Origin of the sequence: Natrinema sp. H-ect4, from assembly GCF_041894845.1 — an archaeon.
Taxonomy (GTDB): Archaea; Halobacteriota; Halobacteria; order Halobacteriales; family Natrialbaceae; genus Natrinema.
This window is the reverse complement of the sequence record NZ_JBHDYC010000006.1, coordinates 107840-126515: the sequence shown is the minus strand read 5'-3', so window position 1 is coordinate 126515 and position 18676 is coordinate 107840. Positions and strand designations below refer to the sequence as shown.

The 18676-nt window shown below is 62.0% G+C and carries 14 protein-coding genes; 7 read left to right on the top strand and 7 right to left on the bottom strand.

From position 1 onward, the window contains the following. Positions 1-41 precede the first annotated feature (41 nt). Complete coding sequence (gene glmS / locus ACEWFR_RS09820; RefSeq protein WP_374060854.1) at positions 42-1853, bottom strand: glutamine--fructose-6-phosphate transaminase (isomerizing); 1812 nt, start codon at positions 1851-1853, stop codon at positions 42-44. Positions 1854-2701: 848 nt separating this feature from the next. Then, positions 2702-3349 carry a helix-turn-helix transcriptional regulator gene (locus ACEWFR_RS09815; protein WP_374060950.1) on the bottom strand — a complete coding sequence of 216 codons (648 nt, stop codon included), beginning with the start codon at positions 3347-3349 and terminating at the stop codon, positions 2702-2704. Between the two features lie 354 nt (positions 3350-3703). Here ACEWFR_RS09815 and ACEWFR_RS09810 point away from each other — a divergent pair, with 354 nt between their 5' ends. Genes ACEWFR_RS09810 through ACEWFR_RS09790 form a run of 5 tightly spaced genes read left to right on the top strand, consistent with a single transcriptional unit; the run spans position 3704 to position 10196 of the window. Continuing rightward, a complete protein-coding gene (locus ACEWFR_RS09810) occupies positions 3704-5104 on the top strand; it encodes a nucleotide sugar dehydrogenase (RefSeq protein ID WP_374060853.1) in 1401 nt (466 codons plus the stop codon). Next, positions 5104-6189 (top strand): glycosyltransferase family 2 protein, encoded by a 1086-nt coding sequence (locus ACEWFR_RS09805; protein WP_374060852.1) that lies wholly within the window; start codon positions 5104-5106, stop codon positions 6187-6189. The genes ACEWFR_RS09810 and ACEWFR_RS09805 overlap by 1 nt, the downstream gene beginning before the upstream one ends. Continuing rightward, complete coding sequence (locus ACEWFR_RS09800) at positions 6189-7259, top strand: DUF354 domain-containing protein (RefSeq protein ID WP_374060851.1); 1071 nt, start codon at positions 6189-6191, stop codon at positions 7257-7259. Before ACEWFR_RS09805 ends, ACEWFR_RS09800 begins: the two co-directional genes overlap by 1 nt. A 2-nt stretch (positions 7260-7261) precedes the next feature. After that, positions 7262-8224, top strand: a complete 963-nt coding sequence (locus ACEWFR_RS09795; protein ID WP_374060850.1) for a glycosyltransferase — start codon at positions 7262-7264, stop codon at positions 8222-8224. Beyond that, positions 8214-10196 (top strand): hypothetical protein, encoded by a 1983-nt coding sequence (locus ACEWFR_RS09790; protein WP_374060849.1) that lies wholly within the window; start codon positions 8214-8216, stop codon positions 10194-10196. The genes ACEWFR_RS09795 and ACEWFR_RS09790 overlap by 11 nt, the downstream gene beginning before the upstream one ends. A 491-nt stretch (positions 10197-10687) precedes the next feature. Here ACEWFR_RS09790 and ACEWFR_RS09785 read toward each other — a convergent pair whose 3' ends face one another. Together ACEWFR_RS09785 and ACEWFR_RS09780 are read right to left on the bottom strand one after the other, a co-directional pair. Beyond that, positions 10688-11266, bottom strand: coding sequence for a metal-dependent hydrolase (locus tag ACEWFR_RS09785; RefSeq protein WP_374060848.1), 579 nt, complete (start codon positions 11264-11266; stop codon positions 10688-10690). Then, a complete protein-coding gene (locus ACEWFR_RS09780) occupies positions 11267-12256 on the bottom strand; it encodes a DUF1616 domain-containing protein (RefSeq protein ID WP_374060847.1) in 990 nt (329 codons plus the stop codon). 388 nt (positions 12257-12644) lie between these two features. Between ACEWFR_RS09780 and ACEWFR_RS09775 the strand changes: the two genes are divergently transcribed. After that, positions 12645-13256, top strand: a complete 612-nt coding sequence (locus ACEWFR_RS09775; RefSeq protein WP_374060846.1) for a hypothetical protein — start codon at positions 12645-12647, stop codon at positions 13254-13256. Between the two features lie 65 nt (positions 13257-13321). Here the strand turns inward: ACEWFR_RS09775 and ACEWFR_RS09770 are convergent, their stop codons facing one another. After that, a complete protein-coding gene (locus ACEWFR_RS09770) occupies positions 13322-13807 on the bottom strand; it encodes a hypothetical protein (RefSeq protein WP_374060845.1) in 486 nt (161 codons plus the stop codon). A 147-nt stretch (positions 13808-13954) separates the two neighbouring features. Next, positions 13955-15658, bottom strand: coding sequence for a hypothetical protein (locus ACEWFR_RS09765; protein WP_374060844.1), 1704 nt, complete (start codon positions 15656-15658; stop codon positions 13955-13957). A 222-nt stretch (positions 15659-15880) separates the two neighbouring features. Here ACEWFR_RS09765 and ACEWFR_RS09760 point away from each other — a divergent pair, with 222 nt between their 5' ends. Beyond that, on the top strand, positions 15881-17206 hold the full coding sequence (locus tag ACEWFR_RS09760) for a polysaccharide deacetylase family protein (protein ID WP_374060843.1): 1326 nt from the start codon (positions 15881-15883) through the stop codon (positions 17204-17206). A 149-nt stretch (positions 17207-17355) separates the two neighbouring features. Here the strand turns inward: ACEWFR_RS09760 and ACEWFR_RS09755 are convergent, their stop codons facing one another. Next, positions 17356-18651 (bottom strand): PKD domain-containing protein, encoded by a 1296-nt coding sequence (locus ACEWFR_RS09755; RefSeq protein WP_374060842.1) that lies wholly within the window; start codon positions 18649-18651, stop codon positions 17356-17358. Positions 18652-18676: the final 25 nt, after the last annotated feature.

The following is an 18676-nucleotide window of genomic DNA, read 5'->3' as shown; positions in this document are numbered from 1 at the left end:
GAGCGGTGCGTCGAAAAGACGTTATTCGAGAAACGAAGCGATCATTCGACCGTGACACTCTTCGCGAGGTTGCGCGGTTTGTCGATCGGGCGGTCGAGTTGCGTCGCAGCGTAGTAGGAGAGCAACTGGAGCTGAACGTTGGCGAGCAGGCCGGCCCAGACGGGGTGGGTGTCGGGCACCGACAGGTGTGCGTCGGCGACGTCGACGAGTGACCCGTCGTCAGGTCCGACGGCAACGATCGGCGCGCCACGGGACTGGGCCTCGATCGCGTTCGTCTTCGTCTTACTGTCGCTGTCACTGCCGGTCGAGACGGCGAACACCGGCGTCTCCTCGGTGACGAGGGCGAGCGGGCCGTGTTTGAGCTGGCCAGCGGCGAACCCTTCCGCGTGCTCGTAGGTGATCTCCTTGAACTTCAACGCGCCCTCGAGGGCCACCGAGTGGCCGAGTCCGTGACCGATAAAGAAGTATGACTTGCTATCGAACACGTCTTGGGCGAGCGCTTCCGCCTGACTCGTCTCCAGGACGGCCTCGACGTGTTCCGGGAGGTCCTTGAGCGCCTCGAGCATCCCCGCTCGATCGTCGGCGGGAGTCCCCTCCGGGACGTCCGCCGCGATGCGCTGGGTGAGCAGCACGAGCGTAACCGCCTGCGAGGAGTACGTCTTCGTCGCTGCGACGCCGACTTCCGGGCCGGCACGGATGTAGACCGCATCGTCGGCTTCGCGCGCGGCCGTCGAGCCGACGACGTTGGTGACGGCGAGCGATCGAGCACCGCGCTCGGTCGCTTGCCGGACCGCATCGAGGGTGTCGGCGGTCTCGCCGCTCTGGGTGACCGCGATGACGAGCGTGTTCTCGTCGACCGGTCCGGACGTGGACCCGTACTCGCTCGCGCGGAGCACCTCGGTTCGGAGGCCGGCCTCTCGGGTCAACTGTGCGCCGTACATCGCCGCGTGATAGGACGTCCCGCAGGCGACGAACTGGACGGACTCGATCTCGTCGAACGAGCCGGGGGGAAGACTCTCGAAGGCAACGTCACCGTCTTCGATCCGTCCCTCGATCGTATTGGCGAGGGAGGTCGGCTGGTTGTTGATCTCCTTGAGCATGTAATGGTCGTACTCGCCTTTGCCCGCGTCCTCCGGATCCCAGTCGACGGTGTCGGTCGATCGCTCGATCGGGGTGCCATCGAGATCGGAGATCTGGTAGGAGTCTGGATCGAGAACCACGATATCGCCATCCTCGAGGTAGATCACCTCGTCGGTGTGTTCGAGAAACGCCGGCACGTCGCTCGCGAGGTACCACTCCTCGTCGTCGAGGCCAAGGACGAGCGGCGAGCCCTTCCGTGCGGCGTAGACCGCTTCCTCGCCGTCGACGATCGCGGCGATCGCGTAGCTCCCCTCGAGCGTGTCGACGGCCCGGCGGACCGCCTGTTCGGTGTCACCGGTTTCCTCCCGGTATTCGTCGATGAGGTGTGGGATGACCTCCGAGTCGGTGTCGCTGTCGAACTCGTGGCCCTTCGCCCGGAGTTCAGCCTTGAGCTCGTCGTAGTTATCGATGACCCCGTTGTGGACGACCGCGACGTCACCCGCCGTATCCGTATGCGGATGGGCGTTTTCGTCGGTCGGCGGCCCGTGGGTGCTCCATCGGGTGTGGCCGATCCCCATGTTTCCGTGCGGTTGTCCGTTCAGGCTCGATTTGAGGCGGGACACCTCACCTGAACACTTGTGGACCTTGACCCCGGAGCCGTTCTGGACGGCGATCCCCGCCGAGTCGTATCCCCTGTACTCGAGGTTCTCGAGTCCCGTGAGGAGCGACTCCGCCGCGTTTCCGTGACCGATCCGCGCGATAATACCGCACATCAGCCGATCACCGCCGTTTGAGCGGTGGCCAGTGACCACGCTACACTATCAGAACGGTGGTCGGCGGAGCGATCGGCGGTTGTGACGGATGTCGCAAGTCGGTTCGAGACCGCTGCCTTACGTGGAGGACTGTTCCGTGTCATTGGTATCATCGAGCCCATCCGTTCACTGCCGACGGATCGGGCGCTACTCCTACCACGGGCAACAGCGGGCATTACTATACCACGAATAAGACCGTACTGCGAATATCATGCGAACTATCGAGTGCATAACACCCCATTCGTTTTTCCAACTTCGGCTTCACGTCTCACTCCGCCCGTTGTCACAGCAGAGCATGACATTCGTACAGTTTTCCCGTGCCGCGGTGAGAGATCGCTTCGAGACGGGTAAACCGAGTCCACTGTCGGCCGTCATCGGGCGAATGGGTGACCGAGACCGGTCCGCTGATACGATGCACGGACTTGCAGCCGTACGGACCCTGTCGAAGTACAAACTGCCACGCGAGGCGCTCTCGTAGCCACTGAACGATTCACATATCGATCGCACAGCCCGCGGTTCTCGCTCACGACGTTCGCTCACGGCTCGCTTCGCTCACCGTTCGCATTCCCGCGGTTCACAACCCGCGTCGTTCGGGGACCGAGTTCGAAACCGGATCGCTACGGCAGCGATGCAGTCGGTGGAAACCGATTCGGTCCGTAAAACAACGATCTCCCCAGTCGAACACCGCTGTAGTCGCTAAGAACACTGCTGTAGTCGTCACGGATACTGCTGTAGTCGTCACGGATACTGCTGTAGTCGCCACGAACACTGCTGTAGTCGTCACGGTTACTACTGTGGTCGTCAGGTGCTCACGGGTGTGGGTTCCCAATCTCGGTAGACCGCGTCTCGTCGTCGGGCAGTGGTTCGGAGAAGACGATGACGTTCTCTCGACCGACCGATTGCTTTTCAATCGTCCCGTCAGCGTGCATCTGCGAGCAGATTCTGCTGACTTTCGACTTCGACCAGCCCGTTTCGTCCGCGATCTGATGCTGGCGAATGCGACCGTCGTTTGCGACGAGCAGCCGGACGACCTTGCCCTCGTCGCTCAGGAGCTTCGGCGGCGTTTCGGGCGACAGATACGATTCGGACGCCCATTGATCGTCCGCATGCGTGTGGACTGATTCGTCCGTGTTACCCGCTGCGTTCACGACGAACGGGAGCGACGACATCTCGAGTTCGCGTTTCGACAGCACGTCGCCCATTCGAATCCCGATGAGTGCGCTGATCAGCAGGAAGAGAACCGCGATCAGGGCCGTTTCCCAGAACGACGACACGCGAAGTAGTTGTATCGCGGACAACGGTCCATCGGGGTGATCGCCAGCCCCGGGGACAATCGCCCTCGAGGGAATCGCGTAGGCCCCCTGGTGGTGAGTCGAAGCCGGACCCGTTCCGATCGAGACGGCGCTGTGAATCGATGCGAGCTGGGCTCCGACTCCGATCTGGGGATTGGACACCATGATTACGCGGTTCTGTGGCGGCCGGTGCGTGATCCGAGTCACGATGACGTGAACTCGCCGACCGTACTGGTACTCCGGCTTCGGGGACCTTCATTATGAGTTCGTATAGGAGCGTTTAACAACGGTTTAAGCTCTCATCCTGGCACCGAGCCGTTGACTGGCCATTGCCGTCGATAGCGCCCGCCCGTTCCCGGTTTCACTGCGTGGAACGCTTGCAATCGTTTATCCGGGGTATAGTAAACCCCCGACGGCGGCTTCTCGATTTTACGGAGCGCCCCGCCGATGGCGGGCGTCCACTTTCGAACAGTCACCGTCGCACTCGGTCGTGTGACGGTCACGCGATAACGATCACTCATGACCACGATAATTGGCGATACGGAAGAGCGAGCGGACGAGCGAGCGAGCGGTCAGTACGCGCTCGAATCGAGCGGTGAGGGAACCACCCTCGAGCACACAACGGAGCAATCGACCCGCGAGGCGACGATCTGCGTCGTCGGACTGGGATACGTCGGCCTCCCGCTCGCGGTCGGGTTCGCGCAGTCGGACTACCGCGTGATCGGCTACGACGTCGACGACGTGACGGTCGACCGACTACAGGAGGGTATCGACACGACCGGTGACCTCACGGACGAAGCCATACAGGACGGTGATATCTCCTATACGACCGACGCGACCACGATCACCGAGGCCGACTACGTCATCATCGCGGTTCCGACACCGATCGACGACGACGAGCAGCCGGACCTCGGCTACGTGGAGAGCGCGGCGACGACCGTCGGGTCGAAACTGGATCCCGGCACCACCGTCGTCCTCGAGTCGACCGTCTACCCGGGCTCGACGCGCGAGGTCCTCGTCCCGGCGCTCGAGGACGCGTCCGGGCTGAGCGCCGGCGAGGATTTCTTCGTCGGCTACTCGCCCGAACGCGCGACGCCGGCCGACAACGACCACGGGCTCGAAGACGTCGTCAAGGTGGTCGGTGCGCAAAACGACACGGTCCTTGAGGACGTCGCGACGCTGTACGAATCTGTCGTCGACGCGGGCGTCCACCCCGCCCCGTCGATCGAGGTCGCCGAGGCGTGCAAGGTCATCGAAAACATCCAGCGCGACGTCAACATCGCGCTCGTCAACGAGCTATCGATGGCCTTCGAACAGATGGGACTCGACACGCGAGAGGTGCTCGAGGCGGCGCGGACGAAGTGGAACTTCCACGACTACCGGCCGGGGCTCGTCGGCGGGCACTGCATTCCGGTCGATCCGTACTTCTTCGCGCATCGCGCGAAGCGAGACGGTGTGGATCCGGAACTGATGCTCACGAGCCGGAAGGTCAACGAGTCGATGCCGAACCACGTCGCCGAGTTGACGATCAAGGCGCTCAACGAGTGTCACAAGACACTGCGAGAGAGCCGCGTGCTGGTGCTCGGACTCGCGTACAAGTCGGACGTGGGTGACATCCGCAGTTCGAAGGTCGCGAACGTCGTCGACCACCTCCACGAGTTCGATATCGACGTCGCGGGATACGATCCGTACGCCGACCACGACGAGATCCGAAACTCGTTCGACATCGACATTCAGGAATCGCTCTCGTTCGACGGGTTCGACGCCGTCCTCCTCACGACCTCGCACTCGGAGTTCGAGGATATCGAACTCGACGATGTCGCGGCAGACCTCGACGACGACGCCGCACTGATCGACATCGCGGGCGCGTTCGAATCGAACGATGCAGCCGACGCCGAACTCGTCTATCGCAGTTTATAATGTACCGAAGACACACGATCGGCGTGATCGTCCCGGCGTACAACGAGGAAGATCACGTCGGTGACGTCCTCGCGACGATGCCCGACTTCGTCGACCGCATCTACGCCGTCGACGACGACTCGACGGACGACACCTGGCGAATCATTCAGACGTACGCGGCCGCCTCGAGGGAGGGAGATCGAGCCGAAAGCGACGCGCTCGAAAGCGGCCGTCCCGAGACTGGGGCGTCCGAGAACGATGCGCTCGAGGACGAGAGCGAGCAACTCCGCGCGTCCCTCCCGGACGGCGGCGCCGTCGTTGGGCCGGAAATCGTCCCCATTCGCCACGCGGAGAATCAGGGTGCCGGCGGCGCGTTGCGAACCGGTTATGTTCGCGCACGCGACGACGACATCGATATCACGGTCACGATGGACGCTGATGGACAGATGGATCCGGATCAGCTCCCGACGCTCCTGGATCCGATCGTGGAAGGCGACGCCGACTACGCGAAGGGGAACCGACTCGCCGATCGGGCCTCGCGTCGGGAGATGCCACCGTTCCGGTTGTTCGGTAACTGGGTCCTGACCCAGCTCACGAAGATCGCGAGCGGCTACTGGCGCTTGCAGGACCCCCAGAACGGGTACACCGCGATCTCTCACGACGCGCTGTCGGCGATCGATATCGAGTCACTTCCGGACGATCACGAGTATCCAAACGACCTGCTCGTCCGGCTGAATGTCACGGAGATGCGCGTCGCGGACGTATCGATGCCGGCCGTCTACGCCGACGAGGAGAGTACGATCGAGTACAAGACCTTCATCCCGGTCACCTCGATCACGCTCCTGCGTGGCTTCTGTCAGCGGATGCTGTCTCAGTTCACCGCCAATAAACTGCACCCCACCGTCCTCTGTTACGCGGCGGGAATCGCCGTGCTGGCGGCCGCAGCCGCGATCGCGACCCTCGGTGGCGTGAACGCAGTCGACGGCGAGGCGTCGGTGCGCGAACCGACCGCGGCCGCGTTCGCGTTCCTCACCAGCGTCGGGCTGTTCCTGGTCGCGATGCGAACCGACGCAAAGGACAACGTCGAACTGGGGGTGCGTCGCTGATGCGTGCGATCGTGACGATCCAGCATCCGGGTCACGTTCACTTCTTCAAACACGCGATCCGGGAGCTCCAGTCGCAGGGCCACGAACTCCACGTCTTCGCCCGCGAAAACGAGGTAACGGTCGAACTGCTCGAGCGCGCGGGAATCGACCACGAGGTGCTGGCCGGCGAGTCGAACTCGCTGTTCTCGCTGGCGGCCGTGCAGGCGACCTACGAGACGCGGCTCCTTCGACGGGCGCGACGGATAGGGCCGGACGTGATCACGGCGATCGGCGGCGTCGCCGCGGCTCACGTCGCGTCGGTGGTCGGTGCGAAGAGCGTCGTCTTCTACGACACGGAACACGCGACGATCATCACGAAACTCGCGTATCCGTTCGCCGATGTCGTCTGTACGCCCGAGTGCTATCAGGGAGACATCGGCTCGAAGCACCGCACGTATCCCGGCTATCACGAACTCGCGTACCTGCATCCCGACCGATTCGAGCCCGATCCCGCCGTCCTTGCGGACGCTGGGCTCGAGCCGGACGACACGCTGGTGGTGATGCGACTGAGCAGTTGGGACTCCTCGCACGACGTCGGACAGGGTGGATTCGACGACCCCATCGATGTCGTCGAACGCCTCGAGGACGCCGGCGCGACCGTCTTGCTCACGTCGGAAGTCGATCTGCCGGCCGAACTCGAGTCCCACCGGTATGCACTGGCGCCGGACCGAATGCATGACCTCCTCGCCTACGCGGACTGTTTCGTCGGCGAGGGTGCGACAATGGCCGCCGAGGCGGCGGTCCTCGGGACGCCGGCGGTGTACGTGAACTCGCTCGCGCTCGGGTACGTGACCGAACTCGACGAGGAGTACGATCTCGTGTTCAGCTACAACGGCGAGGATCGCCACGTTCGATCGCTCGAGCAGGCGATATCGATCGTCGAGGAAGACGATCGATCGACGTGGCAGCGCCGACGCGACCGACTCCTCGCCGACCGAATCGACGTGACCGACGTCATCGTCCGGGAGGTCGAGACGGCCGGCTCCGGAACCGATCCGAACAAATCGACGCTCGCGTCGAATCCTGGCTAACTATGCACGTCCTTCATCTCATCACCTCCACGCGATCGTTCTTCGAACAGCAGATATCGGTCCTCGAAGACCGCGGTATCGAGTGTACCGTCATCGGCGTTCCCGGGGAGTACAGTGCCGACTCTCCGCGGACGCCGCTGGATTACCTCCGTTTTTACCCGCGCGTTCTCTCTCATGTCCTGTCGGACGAGTACGATCTCGTCCACGGCCACTACGGCCTCGTCGCGCCGTTCCTCCTCGCTCAGCCGACCCGTCCCGTCGTGTTGAGCCTCTGGGGAACGGACCTGATGAGCGACATGGGATGGCTCCGTCGGATCAGCCGGTACGGCGCTCGGTTTGCCGACGCGACGATCGTCCCGAGTCCGGCAATGTCCACCGAACTCGACGCCGAACACGTCGAGATCCCGTTCGGCATCGACACGGAGCTGTTCAGACCGATCCCGCGCGAGGAGGCTCGCAATCGAATCGGGTGGGACACCGACGCGCGGGTCGCGCTGTTTCCGTACGACCGGAATCGGGACGTCAAGGACTTCCCGCGAGCCGAACGCGTCGCCGACCGCGCCGACGTCGACCTCGAGGTACGGACGATCGACGACGTCCCCTACGAAGAAATGCCCTACTACATGAACGCGAGCGACGTCCTCCTCGTGACCTCGACGCGTGAAAGCGGGCCGCTGGTCGTCAAGGAGGCCGCCGCCTGTACCGTCCCGATCGTCTCGACCGACGTCGGCTTCGTCCGCGAGACGATCGGCGACGTCGACGACTGCGTCGTGGGGACGACCGACGACGAACTCGCCGCCGGCCTCGAACGCGTCCTCGACGGCGCTCGTCGGTCGAACGGGCGCGACGCGATCGACGGGCTCGGGCTCGAGGCGATGGGCGACCAGCTCCTCGACGTGTATCGTCGCGTCCTCGAGCGGCCGACCGGGACGACCCATCGAGCGGGGGTCAGTCATGAAGTTTAGCTCGTTGTCGGAACTGCGGCCGCTGCGACTCGACACGCTCGCGGCGATCGCTGGGTTCCTGTTCGCAGCGCTGCTGTTCCCGCTCCGATTCCTCACGTCGCAGCTGTACATCAATACCGTCCCGCTGGTACTCGGAACCGCGTGTGCGCTGTATCTTCTCTCCTTGTACCAGCAGCAGGACGACGCGCAGACGTTCCCGACCCTCCCGTCCGCGGTGACGATGGCGCTCCCGAGTGTCGTGCTGGTCGGACTCGCCGCGCTCGTGACGCTCACTGTCATACAGGGGGGGCGAACCCCCCTCTACTTCGGACTGGCGAGCGTCGTCGGGACGCTCGTTATCGGCCAGGTCCTCTTCGCGAGCGACCGCGACCTCCATCCCGGACTGCTGGTGTTTCAGATCGTCTGCTTCGCGTTCGTCTTCCGGTTTACCGCACTGTACGCGACGCCGGGATACGTCGGGATCGACATCTGGACACACCAGGGGTTCGTCGACGCGATTCTCACGGAGCAGTCGCTGAGCGGGATCTCCCACGACAAACACTACGGATCACCGTTCTACCACCTGCTGGTGGCCGCCTCGTCACTGCTGTACGACGTTCCGATTCGCGCCGCGTTGTACCTCTCCGTCGGACTCGTGATGCCCCTCGCAGCCCTGCTCGTCTACTCGACGACGAACCTGCTCGTCCCGGTGCGGTGGGCGGTGCTGGCGACGGCTCTCTACGCCTTCTCGAGTCACGTCGCGAGGTGGGGAATGCATATCATCCCGACGAGTCTGGGCTTGGTCTTCTTCCTCGGGATGCTGTACGCGCTGATCCGGGTGATGCGGATCGAGTACACGATCCGGGACTTCTCTCTCCTCCTCCTGATGAGCGTTGCCGTCATCCTCACGCACCAGGTGTCGACGTTCATCATGCTCGTCTTGCTGCTCGCGGCGTTTCTCGCACAGGTCGTGTTCGTGATCGGTCCGCTGGGGCTGACGCGGCTCGATACGAGCGTTTTCCGGACGAAGAAACCGGTCAACCTCGTCGGGCTCGTCGTCTTCAATCTGGGGCTGACGATCTTCGTCTGGTCGCTCACGCCGTACCGACAGGAGTCGTTCCTGGCCACGGTTCTGAGCTACTTCTCACAGACGCTCGAGGAGAGCGCCGGCTTCCTCAATATCGCGAGCGCGTCCTCGTCCGACGGCGGTGAGGCAGGGGCCGAGGCTGCACCGTCGCTGATCGATCAGGTGGTTCCCTACGTTGACGCGCTCGGCTTCCTGTTCTTGCTCGGAGTAACGTTCGTCGGCTGTCTGTACGTTGTCCACAGGCGACGTGCCGAACAGTCGGTGTTCACCCTCTTGCTTGCGGCGGCGTTCATGCTCGTGTTCGTCCTCGGATTGCCGATGTTCGGCATCCGGAACTTCATCCCCACGCGCTGGTTCGCGTTCCTCTACGCGCCGATGGCCATCCTCGGTGCGATTGGGCTGCAGACGCTTCGGGGGAGCCTGACGCCGGCACTCGCCGTCACCGTGTTGATCCTGTTCTCGCTCGTCTTTCCCGGTGCGATGGTCCTCGCTCCCGGGAGCAACGCCGACAACCCGGTTTTCTCGGATCACCACGAGCGCCTCGCGTACGACCAGACGGAACTCGCCGCGGCCCAGGCGATCGGTGAACTGACTGGCTCACCCTCGGGTGATGAAATCCGGGCGGATCAGCAACTTCACACTGACCACCCGTATCAGACGCTGATCGATCGGACTGGTGCCTATCCATCGACGACGACCGCAACGGTTCCTGAAGGCGGCGCAACGAATCACAGCTACACGGTCTACCGAACGGAGCAATCGACCGACGCGGTGTTCTTCCCGGACGCCAACGGGAACGCGCAGATAATGAACCCCTCTCGAGCGCAACTCTGCCGTCCGGATCAGGGGACGGTCTACACGAACGGTGATGTGACGTTCTGTACGCCGTCTCCGGCTGGAAACTGATCCTCGCTCTCGTCGGCGGTTCCGTTCGCTGGCGTTCGAATCATCGAAAGGATAGTAGCCACCGAAACGATTCACACACTGATCGGACAGCTGTCAGTCGATCAGGCGTGCAATGACGTGCAGTGGCTACTATAGATCTGACGACGAATCGACCCAATCGTTTCTTTCTGTCGCATCTCACCGGTCTCGGAACGGTCAGTACCACTTGTTCGACCAGCTCGCGTATTTACCCCGCATCGTTTCGAGGGCGAGAAGCCACGCTGTCGCGGCCACTGTGTCGACCAGCGGTGCGCTCGAGCGAACACGCAGCGGCACAACTGCGACCCGTGGTCACGGCTGACGGTTCAGGTACTTGCTCGTCGTTCGCCCGGTCGACTACGGCCAACGCGGCCAAGAGAACAGCTGCAGTAGTGAACGCAGCGTCTCGAGAACGAACACTGTCGAATATGTCGTGGCTCGCTCGAGGCCGTTCCGACGCGTTTGATTGCCGTTCACTGCTGTCTTTGGGCGTGCACCCCTCGCCAGATGTCAGCAGCGACCGGCGCACCGTCGAACAGCCAGAGTGCCAGAACGGCGAGAGCGAGCAGCGACTGAAAGACGACCTGCGGCGTCAATCCGCCGGCGACGATCGCGTTCACGTACTGGATGAAGTAGCGGGCGAAATGGTCGATGAACCCTCCCTGCGTGGCCGGTGGCGGCGATTCGATCGGCCAGAGAACGATCCGCAGGTCGACTGCTCGTCCGCTGAGTACGCGGTTGAGCAAATCGGCAACCGGGTGCGAGAGGTGTGCGAACGCGAACGCACCCGCGAGGATTCGGTTTCCTCGACGAGCGGCCACCGCGTACGCTACAAGAATGATGAACGGCGCAGCAAAGATCGAGTGTCCGACAGCGTATCCGGTCTCCATAACTCCGAACGTCCAGGCGAGCGGTTTGTCGAGCAGATCCGGAAACTGTGAGCCGACAGCGATGGCGATCGTTTCCTGGGCCGAGGGTGCTGTCCGAGAGAGCACGTTCCTGGTCAGCGAGTACAGGACGTACGCGAACGCAAGATGCTCCCACGGCCACATCTACGAGACCTCGATCGGCAAGTGAAGTTTGCGATAGGCGTTCTCAGCCGTCGGCTCCGCCGGCGCTTCGCCGTCGTAGAGTAACAGGGTCAGTCGAAGGTCGTCGCCTCGCATCGTCGGCGTGATCTCGAGGGGCTGCTGGTGAGAGTCGCCATCGGAAACTGTCGCGCTCTTTCTGTCCATCTCGACCGACTCGTTGACGGTCACGGTCTCACCGTCGGAACTCACCCGCTGGAGCAGTACCACGGTCGTGTACTGTCGCTCTTTGTGTTCCTGATTCGTGATTGTCGCCTGCAGCTCCTGGCTCTCTCCCGCGGTGTACGTCGAGTCGTAGATCGTGTCGGTGTCACCGGTGACGTTGTCCGTTTCCACGGAAATCTCCGTATATCCATCGTGCTGTGGTGGGTTCGCGAGGGCGAACCCGGCGCTCGCGAGCAACAGGCCGATTCCGATCACGATGGCGATGTTGTACGGGCGAACGTTGACTCGCTCGTACGGGCTCGGTCGTCCCCGGGAAAAGAACGGGGATATCGACGAAACGGTGGGAACGAACCGTCTATCGGGCGGACAGCGGTATCGAGAACCGATCGCAAGCAGTGCCAGGGCGACGGTGACAACTGCCAGCCCGAGGAGCACCGGTTCGAGCGTCAAACCCCTAGGGGTTACGCTTGCAAAAAGGGTAATCGCAGGGACGAGCGCAACGCTAAAAACTACTGACAGGATGGTTCGTTCGATCGCCTCGAGTCCACCACTGACTAACAGCGGATTCCCGAGGCCGGTTTTCTCCTGATCGAAGGAGCGATAGTCGTCGTTGGGCTTGTCCGGAAAGAGGGCAGAGACGAGCGCATACCCGGGAAGAAAGAGAATAAGCGGAATCGATAATACGATTCGTATCGTGCCAGATACTCCTGAAAGGATTCCGAACGTGAGGGCGCCAGTGACTGCGACGACGGCTGCCAGATCCAGATACCACAACTGGTTGTCGCTCATTGTCTCGTCACGAGGGGACGGTGGCGGTTTATTATCGCCAATATAAGCCCGATATAACGGGTTGGTCTGACGGTCGTCTGACGCTGAGTTATAACGATATCGACAACAAATCTCCTCGGTTTTCGTGCGCCGATTCTTGCGCGCCATAGGAGCGTGAATGATCTGAAAATCGGGATAAGTTTCCGAAATCCACATAGAGTGTGCTCACGAAATAAATACCCTATCCCATATTCAAATATGGCTATTTAGGGATTCTAAGCCCGTGTATGAGGGTATAAAAATAACTAAAAGATAGATTGTCGGTTATGAAATCACGTAAATCAAGTAATTCTCAGATACACGATTTCTATCCTTTATTACCCTCTCCTGAATAGGGGTAATTGTCGAAATGAAAGCGAAACATATCAGCTCCAATGGGAATGATGAGCAGGGTGTGATCGATGACGCTCAGGTTGAGGTTGACGAAGCTGATTGTCCCTCCAAGGAGCAGACGTTTTCGAAAGACGATGTCTTTCATCTCCTCCAAAACGAACGGCGTCGGATGGTTCTCCGCTATCTCCGCGGCTCTGATGGCCCCGTACGCATGCGCGACGTTGCAGAACAGGTCGCAGCGTGGGAGCACGATACGACCGTCGAAGAACTCACGTCCACGCAGCGCCAGCGTGTCTACATCCCGCTCTATCAGTCGCATCTCTCGAAGCTCGACGAAGCTGGCCTGATCGACTACCAGCAGAACCGCGGCATCGTCGAGCGAAAGCCCCTCGCTGATCGAGTCGACAAATACCTCGAGTTGGATTCGACCGACGAATCGGTCGACGAGACGGGCGCTGAGAGCCCGGAGTGGGAGGACTACTATATCGGCGCAACGGTGCTCTCCTATGCGATCCTCCTTGGTGCAGTGATCGAGCTGCCGTTTACCTCGTTCCTCTCGGGGATCGGCCTGAGCGCACTCATCCTATCGCTCTTTACGGTGCTCACGATCAGTCGACTCGTCAACTAAGACGGGTAGTGAACTGTTCTGCGACAGTGTGACCGAGACAGGAACGGGGTTCGTGGGTCTCTCCGTTACGGAACGAGAACAAACGCCGAGACAAACACGATGAGCACGAGCACTAATCCGACCGAGATCGCTGCAAGCCTCGCTCGTGAGAGGGATCGGCCCTCGTCCGATTGATCCGTGGACCGCTCGATCAGCCCCTGTGTTTCGTCGAACTCGATGGCACCCTTCGCGTCGAGTGCCGGCAGGCGGTTCTGATGGAGTCGTTCGTGGATCGTCGCCCACGTTTCGATCGATGGGCGAGCCGGTTCGACCAGCGTATCGGTGACTTCATCGACGGTCACCGGGGTGCTCATCTCGTCAAGGACGGCGACGAGGGCGGCATCGGATTCCGGAATGAAGTCCCCGATACGGGTGTCGATCGTACCGTCCCCCGAGAAATCGCTTTCCGGGGCATAGACCATCGTCACTCCGGAAAGCGCATCGGAATCCTCGGACTGCTCTTCGGCGGAATCTACCGACGAAGAGCGCAGCCAAGACGGCGTCAGACGCATATTCCGCGCTAAAACCCCGTGGTATATAAGACTTCTCACGATTTAACGGTTGGGAACGGAATAGAGAGGTGTTAGACCGTTTTCAACGGTGGCTGTTAAAGTCGAAATCTATTCGTCCCCGTCCACTCGTCGGGGCGAGTCGAACGGTTACGCGACTACCGGAGCCGGTGGTCGGAGCCACGGGAGCAGTTGCTCCCGTAACTCCGACTTGCACTCGAGCCACCCGTGGAGATCAGTGAGCCTGAGTTTGTGTCTGGCTGGCAGGTCGTGGACGTGCTCGAGGTCGCCCAGTAGCCGCCGATCGAAGTCGTGGCGTTCGAAGAGCGTCTTCCGGTCCGGCCAGGGCGGTTCGAATGACGAGAGAAACGGTGTCTTCCGGCGAACGAACCCTTCGACCTCGTTGAGTAGCGTCGCATCGTACGGTCGATCGGGGGGTCTGTGTCGCAGGATATCGCTGTCGACCCGCTCGCACGCGCGGAGGAACGTTTCCGTCGTTCGGTGTTCCGGCGGCGTCCGGAGATGCCAGTCGATCAGTTCGCGATCCGTCGCCAGAAACGACGTCACGAAGTGATCGGAGAGGTGATTGTGAAACGGTATCGACGGCTGGTTCGCGATGCCACAACAGGACAGCGCGTTCTGTATTTGATCCGCACGCGACCGTCTCGAGTCGAACTCATCGGCGATAGCCGCCCTGACGAACGCATCCGGATCGACGTCGAAGGATGTTCGGTCGACCAACTCGAGGCTGGCGTCGTGGTTGTACCCGAACTTCTCGAGGAACACCTCGACGGGGTCGGGATCGGACTCGAGTCCGCCGGTCGGGATACGCTTGTCGAGAACGTCGACGGTCTTCGAGGCGGTGAAATGGCCCCGGAAGAACGTGTCACAGAGGAGGCCGTGATACATCGTATCGACTCCGATTTCGTCCGTATAGCCGGCGTGGTGGATGTGCAACGATTCCTTGATCCCCTGTGAGTACGGGATCTTCGACTCGTCGGGCCGGAGATATCGCTCGTCTGGTGGGAAGGCGGTGTGACTCGTGCCGTACTGAGCAGCGAGCGATCTCGCAGCCTGGACCTCCTGTGCGCCCAGTGAGCCGACCGTGTAACTGCAGTCGATATCGTCGACCTGTGAGAGGACGATCCGCGAGTCGTAGCCCGCCGAGAGGAGAATGCCCTTTTGTCCGGGCAGCGACGACCGCCGTTCGATCGCTCGTTCGAGGCGATCGGCGAGTTCGTCGACCACGTCGAATTCCGAAGACGACTGTGGGTCGTAGACGAACCGTTCGAACGAGTCGACTGACGCGGGCGCGAGTCGACTGTCGATCGGGAGTCGGTGTAGTCCCGTGACGGCCGTCTTTTCGCCGAGCGTCACTCCCAGGTGCAGGAACTCGAGAATTCCGTTCCGATGCAGCGTCGGGTCCGTAATCGTGCGTGTGACTTCGGCGGAATCGGTTCCGAAAACGCGAGTTCCGGACTCGTCGGTGTAAAAGCACTCTCGGGATCGAATCGGATCCGTCGCGACGAATGCCTCATCGCTCGCTTCGGTGTCGATCACGGCCAGATACGATCCGTTGAGACGCTCTAGTGCGTCGACTCCCGCCGACTCGTAGTGCTCGAGGAGCCAGCGAGCGGTGTTGGGCTCGTCGTCGGGAACGTACGCTTCCCCCCAGATGAGGCAGTAGCCGTCGTCGCGAGAGTATGTCGCGCTCCAGCCGGGCGTCCCGAGATCGGAATCCCTGATTCCGACCGTGACGGTCGATCCGGTGAGTACTTCGTCGAAGTCCTCACTGGATCTGAACCGTTCGAACGCGTCAATACCGCCGAATACACCGAAGAGTTCCCTGTTCATCGTCGAAGACCACCGCGTAGACGGCGTCCGGTCGGAGCGTGGAATACGCCTCTCCCCACATCCCCATGTACGGACGCCTTCGTAATCTCCTCCGCAGGTGTTCTCAATAACTATGCGACTGTTAAGTACTGAAACGTCCGTCGAGCGCCGATACGAGCGGCCCTCGGTCCCGACTATTAGATCTATAATAATAGGATTGCTGGCAGTACCATCGGATCGCTAATGTCACGGAAACGCGCGACACGACGACGATTCCTCGCACTATCGGGTGCAGCCGGTCTCACCGGGATGGCGGGCTGTGCAGAGCAGATCAGGTCTGCGACCGGCATGGGGAACGGGGACTCATCGGACGAAACGACGGACGATTCGGATGACTCGGTACCGGGGCTGGCTGACGGCGTTCCGCCGCTCGAAACGGAATTCAACAGCAGGGAACGGCTTCGCCAACCCGGCGAGTCGTTCGACGACTTCAGCGATCTCGAGCCCTGGACCGTCGAGCAGGGGTCGGGCGAAGCGGACACGGACACCGTCTTCGCCGGCGAGCAGAGCTTCAAGCTCCAGTCGAACGGTGGCGAGAACGTCGTCGCCCAGCGAAGTCTCGGGAGCGAGGACATGGCGGAGACGGACCTGTCTTTCGCCATCCGGACGACGACGCCAGAGAGCATCACGGTCAACCTGCGTCTCGTCGACCGGTTCGGAAGCTCGAAAGTGTACTCGCTCCGCGAAATCACGTACCGTTCGCCCGACATCGGCTGGTTCCGGGCGAGCCCCGGAGTATTCCAGCAGAGCGAGTACGAACCCGACCTCGATAATCTCGATCGGCTCGAGATCCAGTTGCTTCACTCCATGCCGGAGGCCGAGGTCTGGATCGACGACCTGCGCACGCACGAGACGCCCGATCAAGGGTACGTCATGCTGAGCTGGGACGACGGGATGCTCGACTACTACGAGACGGCCGCGCCGCTCCACGACGAGTACGGGTTCCAGACGGTGCAGGCACCGGTTCCGCGGTGGGTTGAACAGGGCGAAGACGGAACCATGTCGCGCTCGGAGCTCATAGAGCGCCAGGAGGCGGGCGATCAGATCGTCGTCCACGGGACACACGATCCGATGGCTGAAACCGACGAATCGGAAATCGAAGGCAGACTCAAGGCGGACAAGCAGTGGTACATCGACAACGGGTTCGAAGGGGCGAACTACATCGTCTACCCGCACAACAGCTACGACAAGACGAGCCTCGAGCAAACCACTAAATACCACTACTGCGGCGGCTTCAATCAGGCCGGCGACGTTAACACGACGAACGTCTACGGCTTCGATCCGCTCGCGTTACCGCGGACGATCGGGCACGACCTCGAGATCTCGAAACGGTGCGTCGACCTCGCCGCAGCGCACAACCAGTGTACGATCCTGAACTTCCACGCCTTCGATGCCAACAACACGATGCCAGAGGGCGACTACGAGACATTACTCGAGCACATCGATAGCGCCGACGTCGAGGTCATCACCTTCGACGATCTCTGGAAGATGCGAACAAGCAACCGCTGATCGGCGACGATCGGTTCACCCGCTCGGTGCGCGCGGACTACTTCTCGAAACGGATGGTGTCAGGGAGAGACTGCCGCTGTTTCCGAGCCGGAAGCAGCGGTGCTCCGGCCGTGGCCGCCGTCGGCGCGGTCGGCCCGACACCCAGCGGCTCAGCAGTTCGTCGCGAGCGTAATCCGGTCAGTGGCAGTCGAGCCGCCGTCGTCGACGACGCGCAGCACGACCGGGTGTTCGCCGGGTGCGCTGACCGTCACCTCGATCGTCTTGCCGGTCTCGTCGAACGAGCCGTCGTTGCCGACGCACCACTCGTAGTCGACGAGTTCGCCGTCCGGATCGGACGACCCCGACGCGTCGAGCGTGACCGTCTGGCCCAGATCGAGCGCCGTTTCGCTGGTCTGCGCCGAACTGACCTCGATATTCGCGGCCGGTGACTCATTGCTTGTGGCCGCACTATCGTCGCCCGAGGACTCGTCGCCGTCCTCGTTCGAGGCCTCATCACCGTCCTCGTTTCCGGACGCTTCGGTATCATCGTCAACGTTGTTGTCCACGGGCTCAGGATCAGGCTCAGGCTCGGGTTCGGGTTCGGGTTCGGACTCCGCCGGCTCCTCGTCAACCGGTGCTTCAGGAGGACTGTCGCTGTCGGAGTCCTCGAGGAGCAATTCGCCCTCCAGGAGCCGCTCGACGATAGCCGTGTGCCACTGGATACGGGTCTCGAGTTCGACGTCGGTCGAAACGGTCTCGGCGAGGAACCCGTCGGCGTTCAGGTCGCGCGCGGCCTTGTGTGCGAGCAAGCCGCTCGGGTCGGTGTTGGGCATGGAGAACGGCCCGGTCTGGAACGCGAGAGTGGGGTCGTCTACGTAGTTCCGAGTGACGTAGTCGGCCGCATCCGCGGCGGCAGCCGCTTCATCACCGCTGGAGTGGAAAACCGCTTGCCCGACCCCGTCCATGGGGTCGCCCGCGTAGATCCCCGTCGACTCGTGGAGATCGATCAGGATGTCCGGGTCGTACTCGCTGACGACCTCCCAGATAGCGCGTGCGAGTGTCGTTCCCGGCGTCTCCCCCTCGGAGAACTGCCGATTGAGGTTGTTCCCCTCGTCGTCGTTCCTGGTCCCGCGCTCGATCGCGACGGCGTTCGTCTCGGGGATCGCCACGAGCGTGCCGGCGTCGATCGTCCAGTCGGCGATCCGGCCCGCGGCCGTATAGCCCGCGGTCTCATTTCCGTGCATTCCGCCGACGACGATCGCTGTCGGCCCGTCGGTATCCGCAGTCGTCACGTACGCCGTCGTCTCCTCGTCCGTTCCCTCCCGGATGACGATGGAGTCTCGACTGACGCTTCCCTCCTCGTTTTGGATCGCACCGCCGACGACGCTGGCAGCACTTGCACTCGCGAGTGCAAAACCGGCTGTCGCGCCCAGTACAGATCTTCGTGAAAGTGAATCGCGTCTCATCCGTCCGGCCCGTCGGTTGCGGTCG